The 14793-nt window shown below is 63.8% G+C and carries 14 protein-coding genes; 12 read left to right on the forward strand and 2 right to left on the reverse strand.

Annotation, left to right across the window (positions count from 1 at the left end; all coding sequences use genetic code 11):
• The first annotated feature begins 7 nt into the window (after positions 1 to 7).
• The 5 genes from AC1EJR_RS10870 (at position 8) to AC1EJR_RS10890 (ending at position 4526) form a co-directional block, all read left to right on the forward strand.
• A complete protein-coding gene (locus AC1EJR_RS10870) occupies positions 8 to 823 on the forward strand; it encodes a polysaccharide deacetylase family protein (protein WP_092289651.1) in 816 nt (271 codons plus the stop codon).
• A complete protein-coding gene (locus AC1EJR_RS10875) occupies positions 823 to 1815 on the forward strand; it encodes a sterol desaturase family protein (RefSeq protein WP_092289649.1) in 993 nt (330 codons plus the stop codon). The genes AC1EJR_RS10870 and AC1EJR_RS10875 overlap by 1 nt, the downstream gene beginning before the upstream one ends.
• A 73-nt stretch (positions 1816 to 1888) precedes the next feature.
• A complete protein-coding gene (locus AC1EJR_RS10880) occupies positions 1889 to 2764 on the forward strand; it encodes an EI24 domain-containing protein (protein WP_477147048.1) in 876 nt (291 codons plus the stop codon).
• A 12-nt stretch (positions 2765 to 2776) separates the two neighbouring features.
• The gene (locus AC1EJR_RS10885) at positions 2777 to 3577 is read left to right on the forward strand and encodes a competence/damage-inducible protein A (protein ID WP_477113331.1); all 801 of its coding nucleotides are present in this window, start codon (positions 2777 to 2779) and stop codon (positions 3575 to 3577) included.
• 121 nt (positions 3578 to 3698) lie between these two features.
• The gene (locus tag AC1EJR_RS10890; RefSeq protein WP_477147049.1) at positions 3699 to 4526 is read left to right on the forward strand and encodes an EI24 domain-containing protein; all 828 of its coding nucleotides are present in this window, start codon (positions 3699 to 3701) and stop codon (positions 4524 to 4526) included.
• A 13-nt stretch (positions 4527 to 4539) separates the two neighbouring features.
• Here the strand turns inward: AC1EJR_RS10890 and AC1EJR_RS10895 are convergent, their stop codons facing one another.
• On the reverse strand, positions 4540 to 5004 hold the full coding sequence (locus AC1EJR_RS10895) for a rhodanese-like domain-containing protein (RefSeq protein ID WP_092289641.1): 465 nt from the start codon (positions 5002 to 5004) through the stop codon (positions 4540 to 4542).
• Positions 5005 to 5517: 513 nt separating this feature from the next.
• On the opposite strand from AC1EJR_RS10895, the gene AC1EJR_RS10900 reads away from it, so the two are divergent.
• The 4 genes from AC1EJR_RS10900 (at position 5518) to ntrC (ending at position 10499) form a co-directional block, all read left to right on the forward strand.
• Entirely contained in the window at positions 5518 to 6933 is a 1416-nt protein-coding gene (locus tag AC1EJR_RS10900; RefSeq protein WP_477147050.1) for a 3-hydroxylaminophenol mutase, read from the forward strand.
• 202 nt (positions 6934 to 7135) lie between these two features.
• Positions 7136 to 7663, forward strand: coding sequence for a DUF4124 domain-containing protein (locus AC1EJR_RS10905; RefSeq protein ID WP_092290825.1), 528 nt, complete (start codon positions 7136 to 7138; stop codon positions 7661 to 7663).
• Between the two features lie 10 nt (positions 7664 to 7673).
• Positions 7674 to 8813: a nitrogen regulation protein NR(II) gene (gene glnL, locus AC1EJR_RS10910; RefSeq protein WP_477147051.1), complete on the forward strand. Its 1140-nt coding sequence runs from the start codon at positions 7674 to 7676 to the stop codon at positions 8811 to 8813.
• A gap of 111 nt (positions 8814 to 8924) precedes the next feature.
• Positions 8925 to 10499, forward strand: coding sequence for a nitrogen regulation protein NR(I) (gene ntrC, locus AC1EJR_RS10915; protein ID WP_092289638.1), 1575 nt, complete (start codon positions 8925 to 8927; stop codon positions 10497 to 10499).
• A 63-nt stretch (positions 10500 to 10562) separates the two neighbouring features.
• Here the strand turns inward: ntrC and AC1EJR_RS10920 are convergent, their stop codons facing one another.
• Positions 10563 to 11360 (reverse strand): HAD-IIB family hydrolase, encoded by a 798-nt coding sequence (locus AC1EJR_RS10920; protein WP_092290821.1) that lies wholly within the window; start codon positions 11358 to 11360, stop codon positions 10563 to 10565.
• A 237-nt stretch (positions 11361 to 11597) separates the two neighbouring features.
• Between AC1EJR_RS10920 and ugpB the strand changes: the two genes are divergently transcribed.
• The 3 genes from ugpB to ugpE all read left to right on the forward strand — a co-directional run bounded on the left by ugpB (position 11598) and on the right by ugpE (position 14773).
• Positions 11598 to 12908, forward strand: a complete 1311-nt coding sequence (ugpB, locus tag AC1EJR_RS10925; protein ID WP_092289636.1) for a sn-glycerol-3-phosphate ABC transporter substrate-binding protein UgpB — start codon at positions 11598 to 11600, stop codon at positions 12906 to 12908.
• Positions 12909 to 13024: 116 nt separating this feature from the next.
• Positions 13025 to 13906, forward strand: coding sequence for a sn-glycerol-3-phosphate ABC transporter permease UgpA (gene ugpA, locus AC1EJR_RS10930; RefSeq protein WP_092289634.1), 882 nt, complete (start codon positions 13025 to 13027; stop codon positions 13904 to 13906).
• Between the two features lie 18 nt (positions 13907 to 13924).
• A complete protein-coding gene (gene ugpE / locus AC1EJR_RS10935; RefSeq protein WP_092289632.1) occupies positions 13925 to 14773 on the forward strand; it encodes a sn-glycerol-3-phosphate ABC transporter permease UgpE in 849 nt (282 codons plus the stop codon).
• Positions 14774 to 14793: the final 20 nt, after the last annotated feature.

Genomic DNA, 14793 nt, shown 5'->3' on the forward strand with positions numbered 1-14793 from the left:
GTTCGACATGGCTCGGCTGCTGATTCGTATTCTTGCCATGCTGGCCGCGATGCTGGCGCTGGCCGGTGCTGCCTCGGCGGCGGACGCCGCCGCCAGTTGCCGTGCCGGTACGCTGTACCTGACCTTCGACACCGGCAGCATGAGCCAGGCGGAACTGATCGCCCGCACGCTGCGCCGGCATCATATCCGCGCCACGTTCTTCCTGGCCAGCGAGCCGACCGTCAATCATGACAACTCGCTGGACCCGACCTGGGCCCCTTACTGGAAAGCGTTGGCCGCCGATGGGCACGTGTTCGGTTCCCATACGTTCGATCACGTCTACCTGCGCGGGGTGCACGGGGACAAGGTGACGATGCGTCCGCAGTTTGGCGCGCAGGGCGGCAAGGACGTCGCGATGACTGCCGACGCCTTCTGCACGGAACTGCGCCGCAGCGCCCAGGCATTCCGGTCGATGACTGGCCAGCCGATGGCGCCGATCTGGCGCGCGCCGGGCGGCCGCACCGCCCCGCAGACGCTGGCCTGGGCCGAGCAATGCGGCTTCAAGCACGTGGGCTGGGCGCCGGCCGGCTTCCTCGGCGACGAACTGTCTTCCGAGAAATTTCCGAACCGGGCTTTGCTGGACCGCGCGCTGCGCGACCTCCGGGATGGCGATATTACGATGGCGCACCTCGGCATCTGGTCGCGCAAGGACCCCTGGGCACCGGGCGTGCTCGAACCGCTGCTGACCGGCCTCGAACAGAAGGGCTTCTGCTTCGCCACGCTGCGCGAGCATCCCCGCTACAAGGATTGGTTCCAGCAGCACGGGGCGGAGGGCCGGCGGTAATGTGGGACGCGTTCACGAACTGGATCAGCCTCTGGGTAGGCCAGGTGGAAGCCACGGTATTCCAGGGCGTGGTGCTGCCGGTGGTCTACCACCTCGGCTTCGGCGGCTATGCCGAGGACGCCTTCACAGGCACCGAATGGTTGCTAGTGGGTGTGGTGCAGATCGCAGTGATGGTGCTGATCCTCGGCCCGTTGGAGAAATTGCGACCCGTGGAGCCGGTGACGGACCGCGCCGCCGTGCGCACGGACATGCTCTATACGATGATCCATCGCCTGGGCCTGTTCCGGCTCGCGATGTTCTTCGTGCTGGCGCCGCTGATGGATGGCCTCGAAGGCCATCTGCGCCTGCTGGGCTGGCAGCGGATCAACGTGGAGGACTGGTGGCCCGGCGTGACGTCGATCCCGCTGGTCAGCTTCTTCGTCTACCTGCTGCTGTTCGATCTGCTCGACTATTGGTATCACCGGTTTTCGCATACCTATCGCTGGTGGTGGAGCCTGCACGCCACGCACCACAGCCAGCGCCAGATGACGCTCTGGAGCGACAATCGCAACCATCTTCTGGACGATATGCTACGTGACGCAGTTTTTGCGACCGTGGCGCTGGCGGTTGGCGTGGAGCCGTCGCAGTACGTGCTGCTGGTGGCGCTTTCGCAACTGCTGCAAAGCCTCCAGCACGCCAACCTGCGACTGCATTTCGGCTGGCTCGGGGAGCGGCTGCTGGTTTCGCCGCGCTTCCATCGCACGCACCACGCGGTGGGGCTCGGCCACGAGCAGCAGGCGGCGGGCAAGCCGGTGCGGCTTGGCGGCTGCAACTACGGCGTGATCTTTCCGTGGTGGGACATGTTGTTCCGCACCGCCCGGTTCGTCGAGGCCTACCATCCGACGGGCATCCGGGACCAGCTTCCGCCGCCCACCGGCCACGGCCGCGACTACGGCGCGGGATTCCTGTCCCAGCAGTGGCTGGGCCTGAAGCGGCTGCTACGGCTCCGCTGACCGGGAATGTCGTCGGCGTGGGATCTTTTCGGCCTGTGCTAGGCTCTGAAGGTTTTCCCGACCGCTTTCCTGCATGAACGATATCTTTCGCTCGTTTGGCCGTGCCCTGATCAGCCAGCTGCATCCGCGCATGCTGATGCTGACGCTGGTGCCATTCGTCCTCGCCACCGTGCTATGGGGCGGCCTGATCTGGTGGGGCTGGGACCCGATCATGGGCGGCGCTCGCGCCATCCTCGAGGGCTCCGTTTTCACGAGCTGGATCTACTCCGCGCTGGACTGGCTCGGTCTGCAGTCGCTGCGCACCGTGGTGGCGCCGCTGTTCGTGCTGACGCTGGCTGTGCCGCTGGTGATCGCGTCGATGCTGATCTTCATCAGCCTGTTCTCGGTGCCGGCCGTGGTGAAGCACCTGGACCGCAGCTATCCGGGGCTGGTCAAGGCGCGCGGCGGCAGCGTCGCCGGCAGCGTGTTCCAGGCGCTMAGCAACACCGTGGTGTTCCTGTTGCTGGTGCTCGTGACGATGCCGTTATGGTTGATTCCGCCGTTCTTCGCGCTGATTCCGCCCGTGCTGTGGGGCTGGCTCACCTACCGCGTGATGACCTACGACGCCCTGGCCGAACACGCCACGGCCGAGGAGCGCAAGACGCTGATGAAGCGCCATCGCACCTCGCTGCTGATKATCGGCGTGGCCGTGGGCCTGCTTGGCTCCGCGCCGACCTTGCTGTGGGTCTGGTCGGCTGTCATCATCTTCCTGTTTCCGGTGGTGCTGGCCGGCACGCTGTGGCTGTACGTGCTGATCTTTATCTTCTCGGCGCTCTGGTTCGGCCATTTCTGCCTCCGGGCATTGGCTGAATTGCGCGCCGAGCGCGACGCCGCGGCACCCCCGCCGCCGCCCGCCACCGACGTGATCGACCTGGCGCCGGGCGACGTGCGCCGCATTGAACAATCTTGAGCGAGGAACACCATGGGTTTCGGTTTGATTGTCATCGGCGATGAGATCCTGTCCGGGCGGCGCGAGGACAAGCACATGCGCCGGACCATCGAACTGCTGGGCGCACGCGGCCTGGCGCTGGACTGGGCCGAGTACGTGGGCGACGAGCGCGAGCGCATCACCGCCACGCTGCGCCGCACGCTGGCCGGGCCGGACGTGGTCTTTTGCACGGGCGGCATCGGCGCCACGCCGGACGACCACACGCGTCAGTGCGCGGCCGCCGCGCTGGGCGTGGAGCTGGCGCTGCACCCCGAGGCGCGCGAGCAGATTGCGCTACGCATCGCCGAGACCGCCAATGGCGACCCGGTCAAGGCTGACCTGAACCTGCCTGATAACCAGCATCGCTTCAAGATGGGCGAGTTTCCAGTCGGAGCGCGCATCATCCCCAACAGTTACAACCGCATTCCGGGCTTCTCGGTGGCCGACCACCATTTCATGCCGGGCTTTCCGGTCATGGCATGGCCGATGATGGAATGGGTGCTCGACCACTATTACACCCACCTGTTCCACCTGGAGGTAGCGCAGTCGCGCGCCTTCTATGTGTTCGAGGCGCCCGAGTCGACCCTGACACCGCTGATGGAGCAGGTGGAGGCCGCATTCGCCGGCATCCGCGTATTCAGCCTGCCATCCGTGGGCGACGTGAGCCGGGGCGACCGCTTCGCGCGGCGCCATATCGATCTTGGGGTGAAGGGACCGGCGGAACAGGTCCTGCCAGCCTATGCGATGCTGATCGAAGGCGTCCGCACCATGGGGTACGAGATCGTCGAGCAGTAGGTGAGGGTGGGGGGCTGTGCCAATCCTGTGCCAACCTTGACACAGGTCGAAAAAGCGCGCGCCGACGCGTGATAGCTTGATGGGCTTTGTTCAGCCTGCGCTGCCTCGTCAGCGCTCACACATGAAACCAGTTCTCCGGGCGTTCGGCCGCGCGTTGCTGTGCGTTCTGCATCCGCGCATGCTGATACATGCCATCTTGCCGCTCATCCTGATCCCGATGTTCTGGGCCGGCATCCTTTGGTGGGCATGGGATCCTGTCACCCAGGCATTCAATAGGTTTCTCGACGCTACCCAGATGTTTGCCTGGCTGAGTGGGACTTCCCCTTGGAGTTGGCTGGCCGGGTTGGGGCCGTACGTGGCGCCGGTGCTTGTCGTGATGGCGCTGTGCCCGTTGATTGTTGTGTCGATGCTGATCTATATCAGCGTATTCTTCGAGTCGACAGTGGCTGGACACGTGGCGCGCGGCTATCCGGGACTTCGCCGTGCCCAGGGCGGTTCGCTAATGGGCGGCCTGCGGGAGTTGATCGTGAGCACTGGGGTGTTCCTGGTGCTCACCATGCTGACGCTGCCGTTGGCGTACCTGCCGGTGATTGGTTTTGTCACACCGTCACTGCTGTCCGGCTKGCTGATGTACCGTGTGATGACCTAYGACGCGCTGGAAGATCACGCCACGGTGGAAGAGCGCAAAACGCTGATGAAGCGCCATCGCACATCGTTGATGGGAATCGGCGTGCTCAGCGGCTTTCTCGGCTGGCTGGCCAACCTCGTCTGGGTCTGGGCAATCGTAATGGTTGTACTGCTACCCCTGGCGCTGTTGTGCGTCATGTGGGTCTATATGATGATTTTGATCTTTGCGGTGCCCTGGTACGGCCACTTTTGCCTACAGGCGCTGGCCGACCTGCGCGCGGAGCGGGCAACCCCGCTCCCACACGCCATGGACGGGCGTTAGCTGATGGCTCCCCTTACGCCCCGTGCCACGGCAGGTTGCGCTTGCACCAGCCTTCCACGGTCTTGCGGTGGTATTCCTCGTCGCGGGGGCCTTCGAAGCCTTCCAGCACATCCATGGCACAGGTGTAGCCGGCCTCAGTGGCCAGACGGGCCGCGTGCTTCGAGCGCGCAGCGCTACGGCACAGGAACAGCACCGGCGCATCGGTCGGCACGCGGGCCTTGAGTTCCTCGACGAAATTCGGGTTCTGCTTGCCGCCGGGATAGCTGTTCCATTCCACATGGGCGAATTGCTCGTCCGGCAGGTTCACGCCACCTACCCAATCCAGTTCTGCCTGCGTGCGCACGTCCACGAGCACGGCCTTCGGGTCGGCCTGCAGCAGGTCATAGGCTTGCTGTGGGTCCAGCGCGCCGAAGTACGCAAGCTGGTTCTGTTGCTGGCGCGCGTGCGCCGCCTGGAGGAGGTCGTCTCGGGTGGTCATCTTMTGTGACGGAGTCAATAAGAGAAGCGGGAGTAAAGCGGGGTTCGCTGTGCCGGGGCAACAGCGTGACCCGGGATCGGGCACGGCGCTGGGATGTCGCCGCGTTCGGCGCTATTCTAGCGTGCAGCCACGGCCATCCCCCGAAAATCCGCCTGCGCGGCGCATGCCCATCTTCGGTGMGTATTCTGGTGCATAGGCACTAAAATAGTGCTTTTCCTTGAATCGCGCACCGAGATGGTGTTTGATGAAGTCGCCGCGGAGCGGTGCGCAAGTGGATCGTTCGCCGCGTCGGCATGTTCAGCTTGGGTTGTATGCAATCCGCGGCCCCCGCCACGGTGCGGCGTGACCGATCACTGCACATTTTTCGGGATGGCGAGGGCAAATGAGGGCGTCGGTTGGCATGCTTTCTGCTAACATTCCTCGTCCCTTTTGGGGCGGTTCCCGCGAGGGTTTTCCGGGGCCGGACCCAACAATGGCTTTCCCAGACTCAGCCCGAATTTCCAGGAGATAGGCATGGCCCACAGCGTTGCAGATGTGATGAAGCTCGTGAAGGAAAACGACGTCAAATTCGTCGATTTCCGTTTCACGGATACCAAAGGCAAGGAGCAACACGTGTCTGTGCCCGTGTCGCACTTCGACGACGACAAGTTCGAGAGCGGCCACGCCTTCGACGGTTCCTCGATCGCCGGCTGGAAGGGTATCGAAGCTTCGGACATGCTGCTGATGCCGGATTCGAACACGGCCCACATCGACCCGTTCTACGAAGAGCCGACGCTGGTGCTGACCTGCGACGTGATCGAGCCGTCGGACGGCAAAGGTTACGACCGCGACCCGCGTTCCATCGCCAAGCGTGCCGAAGCCTACCTGAAGAGCACCGGCCTGGGCGACACCGCCTTCTTCGGTCCGGAACCCGAATTCTTCATTTTCGACGGCGTGACCTGGAACGTCGACATGCAGGGTTGCTCGGTGAAGATTCACTCCGAGGAAGCCCCGTGGTCGTCGGGCAAGGAATTCGAGCACGGCAACAGCGGTCATCGTCCGGGCAAGAAGGGCGGCTACTTCCCGGTTGCCCCGATCGACACGTTCCAGGACATCCGTTCGGAAATGTGCCTGATCCTCGAATCGCTCGGCATTCCCGTTGAAGTCCACCACCACGAAGTGGCTGGCCAGGGCCAGAACGAAATCGGCACGCGTTTCAGCACGCTGGTGCAACGCGCCGACTGGACCCAGCTCCAGAAGTACGTGATCCAGAACGTGGCGCACACCTACGGCAAGACGGCAACGTTCATGCCGAAGCCGGTGGTTGGCGACAACGGCTCGGGCATGCACGTGCACCAGTCCGTGTGGAAGGACGGTCAGAACCTGTTCGCAGGCAACGGCTACGCCGGCCTGTCGGAATTCGCGCTGTACTACATTGGCGGCATCATCAAGCACGCCCGTGCCCTGAACGCGCTGACCAACCCGGGCACGAACTCGTACAAGCGTCTGGTGCCGGGCTTCGAAGCCCCGGTGAAGCTGGCCTACTCGGCCCGCAACCGTTCGGCCTCGATCCGCATTCCGTACGTGGCGAACCCGAAGGGCCGCCGCATCGAAACGCGCTTCCCGGATCCGCTGATGAACCCGTACCTGGGCTTCTCGGCGCTGCTGATGGCCGGCCTGGACGGCGTGATGAACAAGATCCACCCGGGCGAAGCTGCCGACAAGAACCTGTACGACCTGCCGCCGGAAGAGGATGCAAAGATCCCGACCGTCTGCTCGAGCCTCGACCAGGCCCTGGAATATCTCGACAACGACCGTGAGTTCCTGACCCGCGGCKGTGTGTTCTCCAACTCCATGCTCGATGCCTACATCGAACTGAAGATGGAAGAAGTCACGCGTTTCCGCATGACGACGCACCCGATCGAGTTCGAGATGTACTACTCGCTGTAATCGCGTCCGGTTGCCAGGTTGTCACCGGGCAACAGTTGCACCAGGAAGGGGCGGCTTCGGCTGTCCCTTTTTGTTTTGCGAGCGGGTTGATCGCTAGAATGGGGCTCCTTCCCTAACCTTCATGCCGATGTTCATGAACGCGATGTCAAATAAGGTCACGCGCAGCCGCCAAGGCGGACTGTCGCACCAGGGTTCATACCGGATGACGCACCAGATCCGGGTGGGTTTCCCCATTCTGGTGATGGCCATGGCGCTGGGGCTCGGCGCCTGGAGCCGGCCCGCGCCGGCGCAGTCGTCGGATGTCTATATGTGCAAGGGCCCCAACGGCGTGCCCGAGTACCGCAACGGCAATCCGGGCGGCAGCAAGGACTGCAAGAAGCTGAACCTGCCTGACGTGATCACGGTGCCGGGTTCGCGCACTGCCAGCTCGGGCGGTGGCAAGGCGGCGGCGCCTTCGGCGTCCCCGGCGGCTTTCCCGCGCGTGGACAGCGCCACCCAGAAGAACCGCGACAGCGAGCGCCGCGCGGTGCTGGAGCAGGAACTCCAGAGCGAAGAAGCCAAGCTGGCCGGGCTGCGCGCCGAGTACAACAATGGCGAGCCCGAGCGCCAGGGCAACGAGCGCAACTATCAGAAATATCTCGATCGCACGGCACGCCTGCGCGACGACGTCGCACGTAGCGAAGCTAACGCCGCCTCCTTGCGCCGTGAGCTATCGAACCTTAAGGAATAGTGAAATGGCCATGGGTCGCCTGATTCGCGGAGTGTCGCGCAAAGTCACCGGAGCAGACCGCAAGGCGGAAGCCGAGGTCCTGCCGTTGGGCGACGCGGCGTTCCACCCCGGCCTGGACGTGGTGGCCAACCCTGTGCTGCTGGTGCGCCAGCCCGGGCTGCAGGTGGTCTACGCGAATCCGGCCGCCGAGGCCAGCTTCGCGCTGTCCCGCCGGGCGATGGTGGAACTGACGCTGCCGGACTTGTTCGGCCAGATCGACGAGCTGGACAGCATGATCGAGACGGTGATCGCGCGGCAGATCGATGTGCGGCGCYAGGATCTCGTGCTGCGCCCGCCGCTGCAGGAGCCGATGCATGCCCATGTCGTAATCGGGGCGATCGAAGGCCATGCCAATACGGTCCTGGTTGAGATCCTTCTGAACGAGCAGAAGGTACGCAGCGACCGCGAGGAGCGCATCCTCGACCTGACGTCGGCCAACAAGGAACTGATCCGCAACCTGGCCCACGAGATCAAGAATCCGCTCGGGGGCATCCGTGGCGCGGCCCAGTTGCTTGAGTTCGAGCTGCCCGAACGGTCCTTGCGCGAGTACACCCAAGTCATCATCAAGGAGTCGGACCGCCTGCAGACGCTGGTGGACCGGCTGCTGGAGCCGCACCGGCACCCGCACATCGTCTCGGACCTCAATATCCACGAGGTGCTGGAGCGCGTGCGCTCGGTGGTGCTGGCCGAATTCCCGAACGGGCTGGAGATTGTGCGCGACTACGACGCGAGCCTGCCCGACCTGCGCGGCGACATGGAGCAACTGATCCAGGCCGTGCTGAACATCGTGCACAACGCTGCCCAGGCGTTGCACGAGCGCATCGCGCGCGGCGATGCGCAGATCGTATTGCGGACGCGGGTGGCACGGCAGGTGACGATTGCCAAGCGCTTGTTCAAGCTGGCATTGGACTTGCATGTCATCGATAACGGCCCGGGCATCCCCGAGGACATCCGCGAACGCATCTTCTATCCATTGGTATCGGGCAGGGACGGCGGCAGCGGACTCGGTCTCACACTCGCTCAAACCTTCGTGCAGCAGCACGAGGGCTTGATCGAATGCGAGAGCCGGCCGGGCTGTACCGACTTCCGTATCCTGCTGCCGCTGCACTGACCTCCCGCGCCTCTGACCGGCCCGGATGTGCGAGCGGCGCGGGACCTGCCTGAGTGGGACGATGGCGGGACAACGGGAGACCACATGACACCGAGCAGACAAGCGACGCACATGAAGCCGATCTGGATAGTCGACGACGATCAATCAATCCGCTGGGTCCTCGAGAAGGCCCTTGCCCGTGAAAGCCTGCTCTCTCGCAGTTTTACCAATGTTCGCGACGTGCTCGCGGCGCTGGAGGATGACGAGCCGCAGGTCCTGATTTCCGATATCCGCATGCCTGGCGGCTCGGGCCTGGACCTGCTGCAGGCCATAAAGGCGCGGCACCCGGGCCTGCCGGTCATCGTCATGACCGCGTATTCCGACCTGGACAGCGCCGTGGCGGCGTTCCAGGGCGGCGCCTTCGAATACCTGGCCAAGCCGTTCGATGTCGACAAGGCCGTCGAGCTGATCCGGCGCGCGCTCGAAGAGAGCCTGCGCGAGGAGGAAATGGACGATCGGCTAGTCGACGCGCCTGAGATCCTGGGTCAGGCACCGGCGATGCAGGACGTGTTCCGCGCCATCGGCCGCCTGTCGCAGTCGAACGTGACGGTGATGATTACCGGCGAGTCCGGCACCGGCAAGGAACTCGTCGCACGGGCGCTGCACAAGCACAGCCCGCGCGCCAACGGGCCATTTATCGCGCTCAACACGGCGGCGATTCCGAAGGATCTGCTCGAATCCGAACTGTTCGGACATGAGCGCGGCGCGTTCACGGGTGCGCAGACGATGCGGCGTGGCCGCTTCGAGCAGGCCGAGGGCGGCACGCTGTTCCTCGATGAAATCGGCGATATGCCATTCGATCTGCAAACGCGGCTGTTGCGCGTGCTGTCGGACGGCAACTTCTATCGCGTGGGTGGCCACAACCCGTTGCGCGCCAATGTGCGCGTGATTGCGGCCACGCACCAGAACCTCGAGACGCGCGTGAAAGAGGGGCTGTTCCGCGAGGACTTGTTCCACCGCCTGAACGTGATTCGTCTGCGGCTGCCGCCGCTGCGCGAGCGGCCCGAGGACATCACGCTGCTGGCGCGCCACTTCCTGCAGAAGAGCGCCAAGGAGCTTGGCGTGGAACCCAAGCGCATGTCCGACGAGGCGCTGGCCTACGTCAGCACGCTGCCGTTCCCGGGCAACGTGAGACAGCTTGAGAATCTGTGTAACTGGCTGACCGTGATGGCGCCGGCGCAGACCATCGAAGTCAAGGATATGCCACGCGAGATGATCGGCACGCCCCAGTCGGAAAGCACCGGTTCGCCGATGCGCGCGCCGGGCAGCGAGTCGCGCATGACAGGTGGCGACTACGATGCGATCGAGACATCCGACTACGGCATGAACACCGCGGCAGGCGAGGGTGACACGATGGTCGCCACGCGCCCACCGATGACCGCCGCGGCGCCAGGCATGGCGTCCGCACCGGCCTTCGCGGGCAATGCGGTGTCGGCAAGCTGGGAGTCGCTGCTGGCCGGCGAGGCCAAGTCGATGCTGGAAGCGGGCCAGCCCGAGGTGATGGATGTGCTGACGCGGCGCTTCGAAAAAGCTGTGCTCGAAGCCGCGCTGGGCGTCACGCGCGGGCGCCGCGTGGAAGCCGCCACCCGGCTTGGGATTGGACGCAATACGATTACCCGCAAGCTGCAGGAGCTGGGATTCGATTGATGTCCAGGGGTTGAGACGATTCTCTGCTCTCCCGCTGCGGGGGAGCAGAGAACAAGAATCGTCTCAGCCGTTGCTACGTACCGCCAGCAGTCGCTCCGCCATCTCGGCGAAGCCTTCACCGCCGGCCGCCTCCGTGACGTAGGCGGGCGCCACCGGCAACTGATCCAGAATCTCCCGCACGTTCGCCACGCCCACCGACAACGGGAAGTGGCCGAACATCGCCGCGTCATTGGCCGAGTCGCCGATGAACAGCCATTCGTCGCGCGCGGCGTCGATGTCATCCCCCAGCAACTCCTGCACGCAAAGCCGGCTCATCGACAGCTTGTCATGGTCGCCGAACCAGCCGTTAACGTGGATCGAGCTGACCGTCGCCGTCATGCCGGCCTCGCGCATCATCGCGGCAATGCGGTCCACCGCCGGCTGGGGCAGGGGTGCCACGTCCTCGGCATGGTCGATGGCAAGGTCGGCCGCATGCCATGCCTGGTCCGATGCCAGCGCGCAGCCAGGCACCTCGCGCACGATCCGCTCGCCCAGCGCGTGGATCTTCTCAAGATTCCCGGCGCGCGTCGGCGCATCGTCGAGGAAGCGTGTGATCAGCTTGTTGTCGCGCAAATGTGAGAAGAAGGCGCCATTTTCGCCGATGATGGCATCTACCGGCCAGAGTCTGACGAGGATCTCCGCCCAGGCGATGCAGCGTCCTGTGACGGGTACGACATGCAGCCCAGCCCGGGCCAGCCGGTCCAGTGCGAGATAGGTGGGGGCAGGCAGCCGGCCATCGGTCGTCAGGGTGCCGTCGATGTCGGTCAGGATGCCGCGCACGCGCCGGAGGGCGGCGTCCGGCAAGGTGGCGAAGGGTTTCATCGTGCTCATGGGCGAGGATTGTACGCAAACGTCCGCCGGTGCGGCGCGCCCGGTTGTGTGACATCAATGTGTCGTCAAAATGCAGCAATATTCTCACCGCAAGGCGGGTTTGCCCGGTTTGCGGCGAGGTGCGACGGGCGTAACATCCCGCTGTCACAAAAAATGCATACAGTCGGGCGCTTTTTCTTGTTTCTTGCCCGATTTGCCCGACTGATAACAGCCTCAGGAGAGAAGTCCATGTCCTTTCCACGCACCGCCCTAAAATTCGCTGCCGTCGCCGCCCTGGCCATGGCCGGCACCGCCCACGCCGCGGTCGAGATCCAGTGGTGGCACGCCATGCAGGGCGCGCTGAACGACAAGGTCAACGAGATCGCCAACAAGTTCAACGCGAGCCAGACCGACTACAAGATCGTGCCTGTTAACAAGGGCAACTACGACGAAACCATGGCGGCCGGCATTGCCGCCTTCCGCGCGGGCGGCGCTCCGGCGATCCTGCAGGTGTTCGAAGTGGGCACGGCCACGATGATGAGTGCCAAAGGCGCGATCAAGCCGGTCTCCACGGTGATGAAGGATGCGGGCGAGAAGTTCGACCAGAAGGCCTACATCCCCGCCGTGGCCGGTTACTACACCTCGTCGAAGGGCGAGATGCTGTCGTTCCCGTTCAACAGCTCGACCACCGTCTTCTATTACAACAAGGACGCCTTCAAGAAGGCGGGCCTCTCCGAGCCKCCCAAGACCTGGCCCGAAGTGATGCAATATTCGGCCAAGCTGAAGGCATCGGGCACGAACTGCGCCTATACCACCGACTGGCAGGGCTGGGTGCACCTGGAAAGCTTCTCGGCCTGGCATAACACGCTGTTCGCGACCAAGAACAACGGCTTCGGCGGCACCGACGCCCGCCTGGTCTTCAACAGCCCGCTGCACGTGAAGCACATCACCAATCTCCAGGAGATGGTGAAGAAGGGCTACTTCAGCTACGGCGGCCGCAAGGCAGAGTCGCAAGCCAAGTTCTTCAACGGCGAGTGCGCGATGTTCACGGGCTCGTCGGCATCGCTGGCCAACATTCGCAAGAACGCCAAGTTCCAGTTCGGCGTGTCGCAGTTGCCGTACTACCCGGACGTGCAGGGCGCCCCGCAGAACACGATCATCGGCGGCGCGTCGCTGTGGGTGATGGGTGGCAAGAAGGCCGAGGAATACAAGGGCGTAGCCAAGTTCTTCACGTTCCTGTCGCAGCCTGAGATCCAGTCGGACTGGCACCAGGCCACCGGCTACCTGCCGGTGACGATGGCCGCCTACGATCTGACCAGGAAATCGGGTTACTACGACAAGAACCCGGGCGCCGATGTGTCCGTGCAGCAAATGGTCGTGAAGACCACGGACAAGTCGCGCGGTGTGCGCCTGGGCAACCTGGTGCAGATCCGTACCGTGGTGGACGAGGAACTGGAAGCCGTCTGGGCCGGCAAGAAGGAGCCGAAGGCTGCGCTGGACACGGCGGTGGCGCGCGGCAACGACCTGCTGGAGCGCTTCCAGAAGACTGCGAAAGAGTAAGTCAGGGGCGTCGCGCGGCCTGGCCGGTATGACCGGTCCGGGCTGAGGGCGCCAGACGTGCGGCAAGTGGGCGGCGGCGAAACCGTCGCCCGCTTGCGTTATGAAAAGGTTTGACGATGGAAAAACGCGTCGTTTTCCGGTCGCCGTGGCTGCCGTATCTGCTGGTGTTGCCGCAGATCGCCATCACGATGATCTTCTTTTTCTGGCCGGCCGGCCAGGCGCTGTGGCAGTCGCTGCTCCAGCAGGATGCCTTCGGCATCAATCTCGAATTCGTAGGGCTCGACAACTTCAGGACGCTGTGGGCAGACCCGCAGTATGTGGAGTCGTTCGAGGTCACGGCCATCTTCGCCATTGGTGTGACGGTGGTCGGCCTGTCGGTGGCGCTGCTGCTTGCCTACTTCGCCGACCGCGTGGTGCGCGTGGCCACGGGCTACAAGACCCTGCTGATCTGGCCGTATGCCGTGGCCCCGGCCGTGGCGGGCGTGCTCTGGATGTTCATGTTCAACCCGACGCTGGGCGTGGTGTCGTACGCGCTGCGCAAGGGCGGCGTGGACTGGAACTTCCTGCTCAATGGCAATCAGGCGCTGACGCTGGTGGTGCTGGCCGCCGCGTGGAAGCAGATCAGCTACAACTTCCTGTTCTTCCTGGCCGGGTTGCAGAGCATTCCACGCTCGCTKATCGAGGCGGCCGCCATCGATGGCGCCGGACCGTGGCGGCGCTTCTGGTCCATCATATTTCCGCTACTTTCGCCGACCACGTTCTTCCTGCTGGTCATCAACGTGGTCTACGCATTCTTCGATACCTTCGCCATCATCGATGCCGTGACGCATGGCGGCCCGTTCAATTCGACGAACACGCTTGTGTACAAGGTGTTCCACGACGGCTTCCGCGGCATGGACATCGGCGGCTCGGCCGCGCAGTCCGTGGTGCTGATGGTGATCGTGATTGCGCTGACCGTGGTGCAGTTCCGGTTCGTGGAACGCAAGGTCCAGTACTGACACGAAAGGCGCTCAAAAATGGTAGAACGTCGTCCAATTCTTGATGTCATCACCCACGTGGTGCTGATCCTCGGCATCATCGTCGTGGCGTTTCCGGTGTACCTGACCTTCGTGGCGTCCACGCTGACGGCCGAACAGGTGCTCGATTCGCCCATGACGCTGATCCCCGGCAGCCACATGGTTGAGAACTTTCGCACCGTGCTGTTCAAGGGCGTGGGGGAGGCCGCCTCGCCGGTCGCCACCATGATGAAGAACAGCCTGATCATGGCGCTGGGCATCGCGCTCGGGAAGATCGCGATCTCGATCATCTCGGCCTTCGCCATCGTTTATTTCCGATTTCCGCTGCGCAAGACCTTCTTCTGGCTCATCTTCATCACGCTGATGCTGCCTGTGGAAGTGCGGATCCTGCCGACCTACAAGGTGGTGTCGGACCTCGGCCTGCTGGACAGCTACTTCGGCCTGACCATTCCGATCATCGCATCGGCCACGGCCACGTTCCTGTTCCGCCAGTTCTTCCTGACCATTCCCGATGAACTGGCCGAGGCCGCGCGCATCGATGGCGCCGGTCCGCTGCGCTTCTTCTGGGACGTGGTGCTGCCGCTCTCGCGCACCAGCATCGCGGCGCTGTTCGTAATCCAGTTCATCTATGGCTGGAATCAGTACCTGTGGCCGCTGCTGATTACTACGCAAAAATCGATGACGCCGGTGGTGGTTGGCGTGACGCAGATGATTTCGCGCTCGGGCGATGCCGCGACGGACTGGAATCTCGTGATGGCCACTGTGATGCTGGCGATGATCCCGCCTGCCGTGGTGGTGGTGCTGATGCAGAGGTGGTTCGTCAAGGGCCTGGTCGAAACAGAAAAGTAAGCGAAACAAGCGGATTACGA

This window comes from Cupriavidus sp. 05T42 (assembly GCF_056396345.1).

What these genes read in the sequence shown, in the direction of transcription:
- ugpE (WP_092289632.1), top strand. Translation starts at nt 13,925, where the DNA reads ATGGTAGAACGTCGTCCAATTCTTGATGTCATCACCCACGTGGTGCTG.
- AC1EJR_RS10875 (WP_092289649.1), top strand. Translation starts at nt 823, where the DNA reads ATGTGGGACGCGTTCACGAACTGGATCAGCCTCTGGGTAGGCCAGGTG.
- ntrC (WP_092289638.1), top strand. Translation starts at nt 8,925, where the DNA reads ATGAAGCCGATCTGGATAGTCGACGACGATCAATCAATCCGCTGGGTC.
- AC1EJR_RS10905 (WP_092290825.1), top strand. Translation starts at nt 7,136, where the DNA reads ATGACGCACCAGATCCGGGTGGGTTTCCCCATTCTGGTGATGGCCATG.
- AC1EJR_RS10885 (WP_477113331.1), top strand. Translation starts at nt 2,777, where the DNA reads ATGGGTTTCGGTTTGATTGTCATCGGCGATGAGATCCTGTCCGGGCGG.
- AC1EJR_RS10920 (WP_092290821.1), bottom strand. Translation starts at nt 11,360, where the DNA reads ATGAAACCCTTCGCCACCTTGCCGGACGCCGCCCTCCGGCGCGTGCGC.
- AC1EJR_RS10895 (WP_092289641.1), bottom strand. Translation starts at nt 5,004, where the DNA reads ATGACCACCCGAGACGACCTCCTCCAGGCGGCGCACGCGCGCCAGCAA.
- AC1EJR_RS10870 (WP_092289651.1), top strand. Translation starts at nt 8, where the DNA reads ATGGCTCGGCTGCTGATTCGTATTCTTGCCATGCTGGCCGCGATGCTG.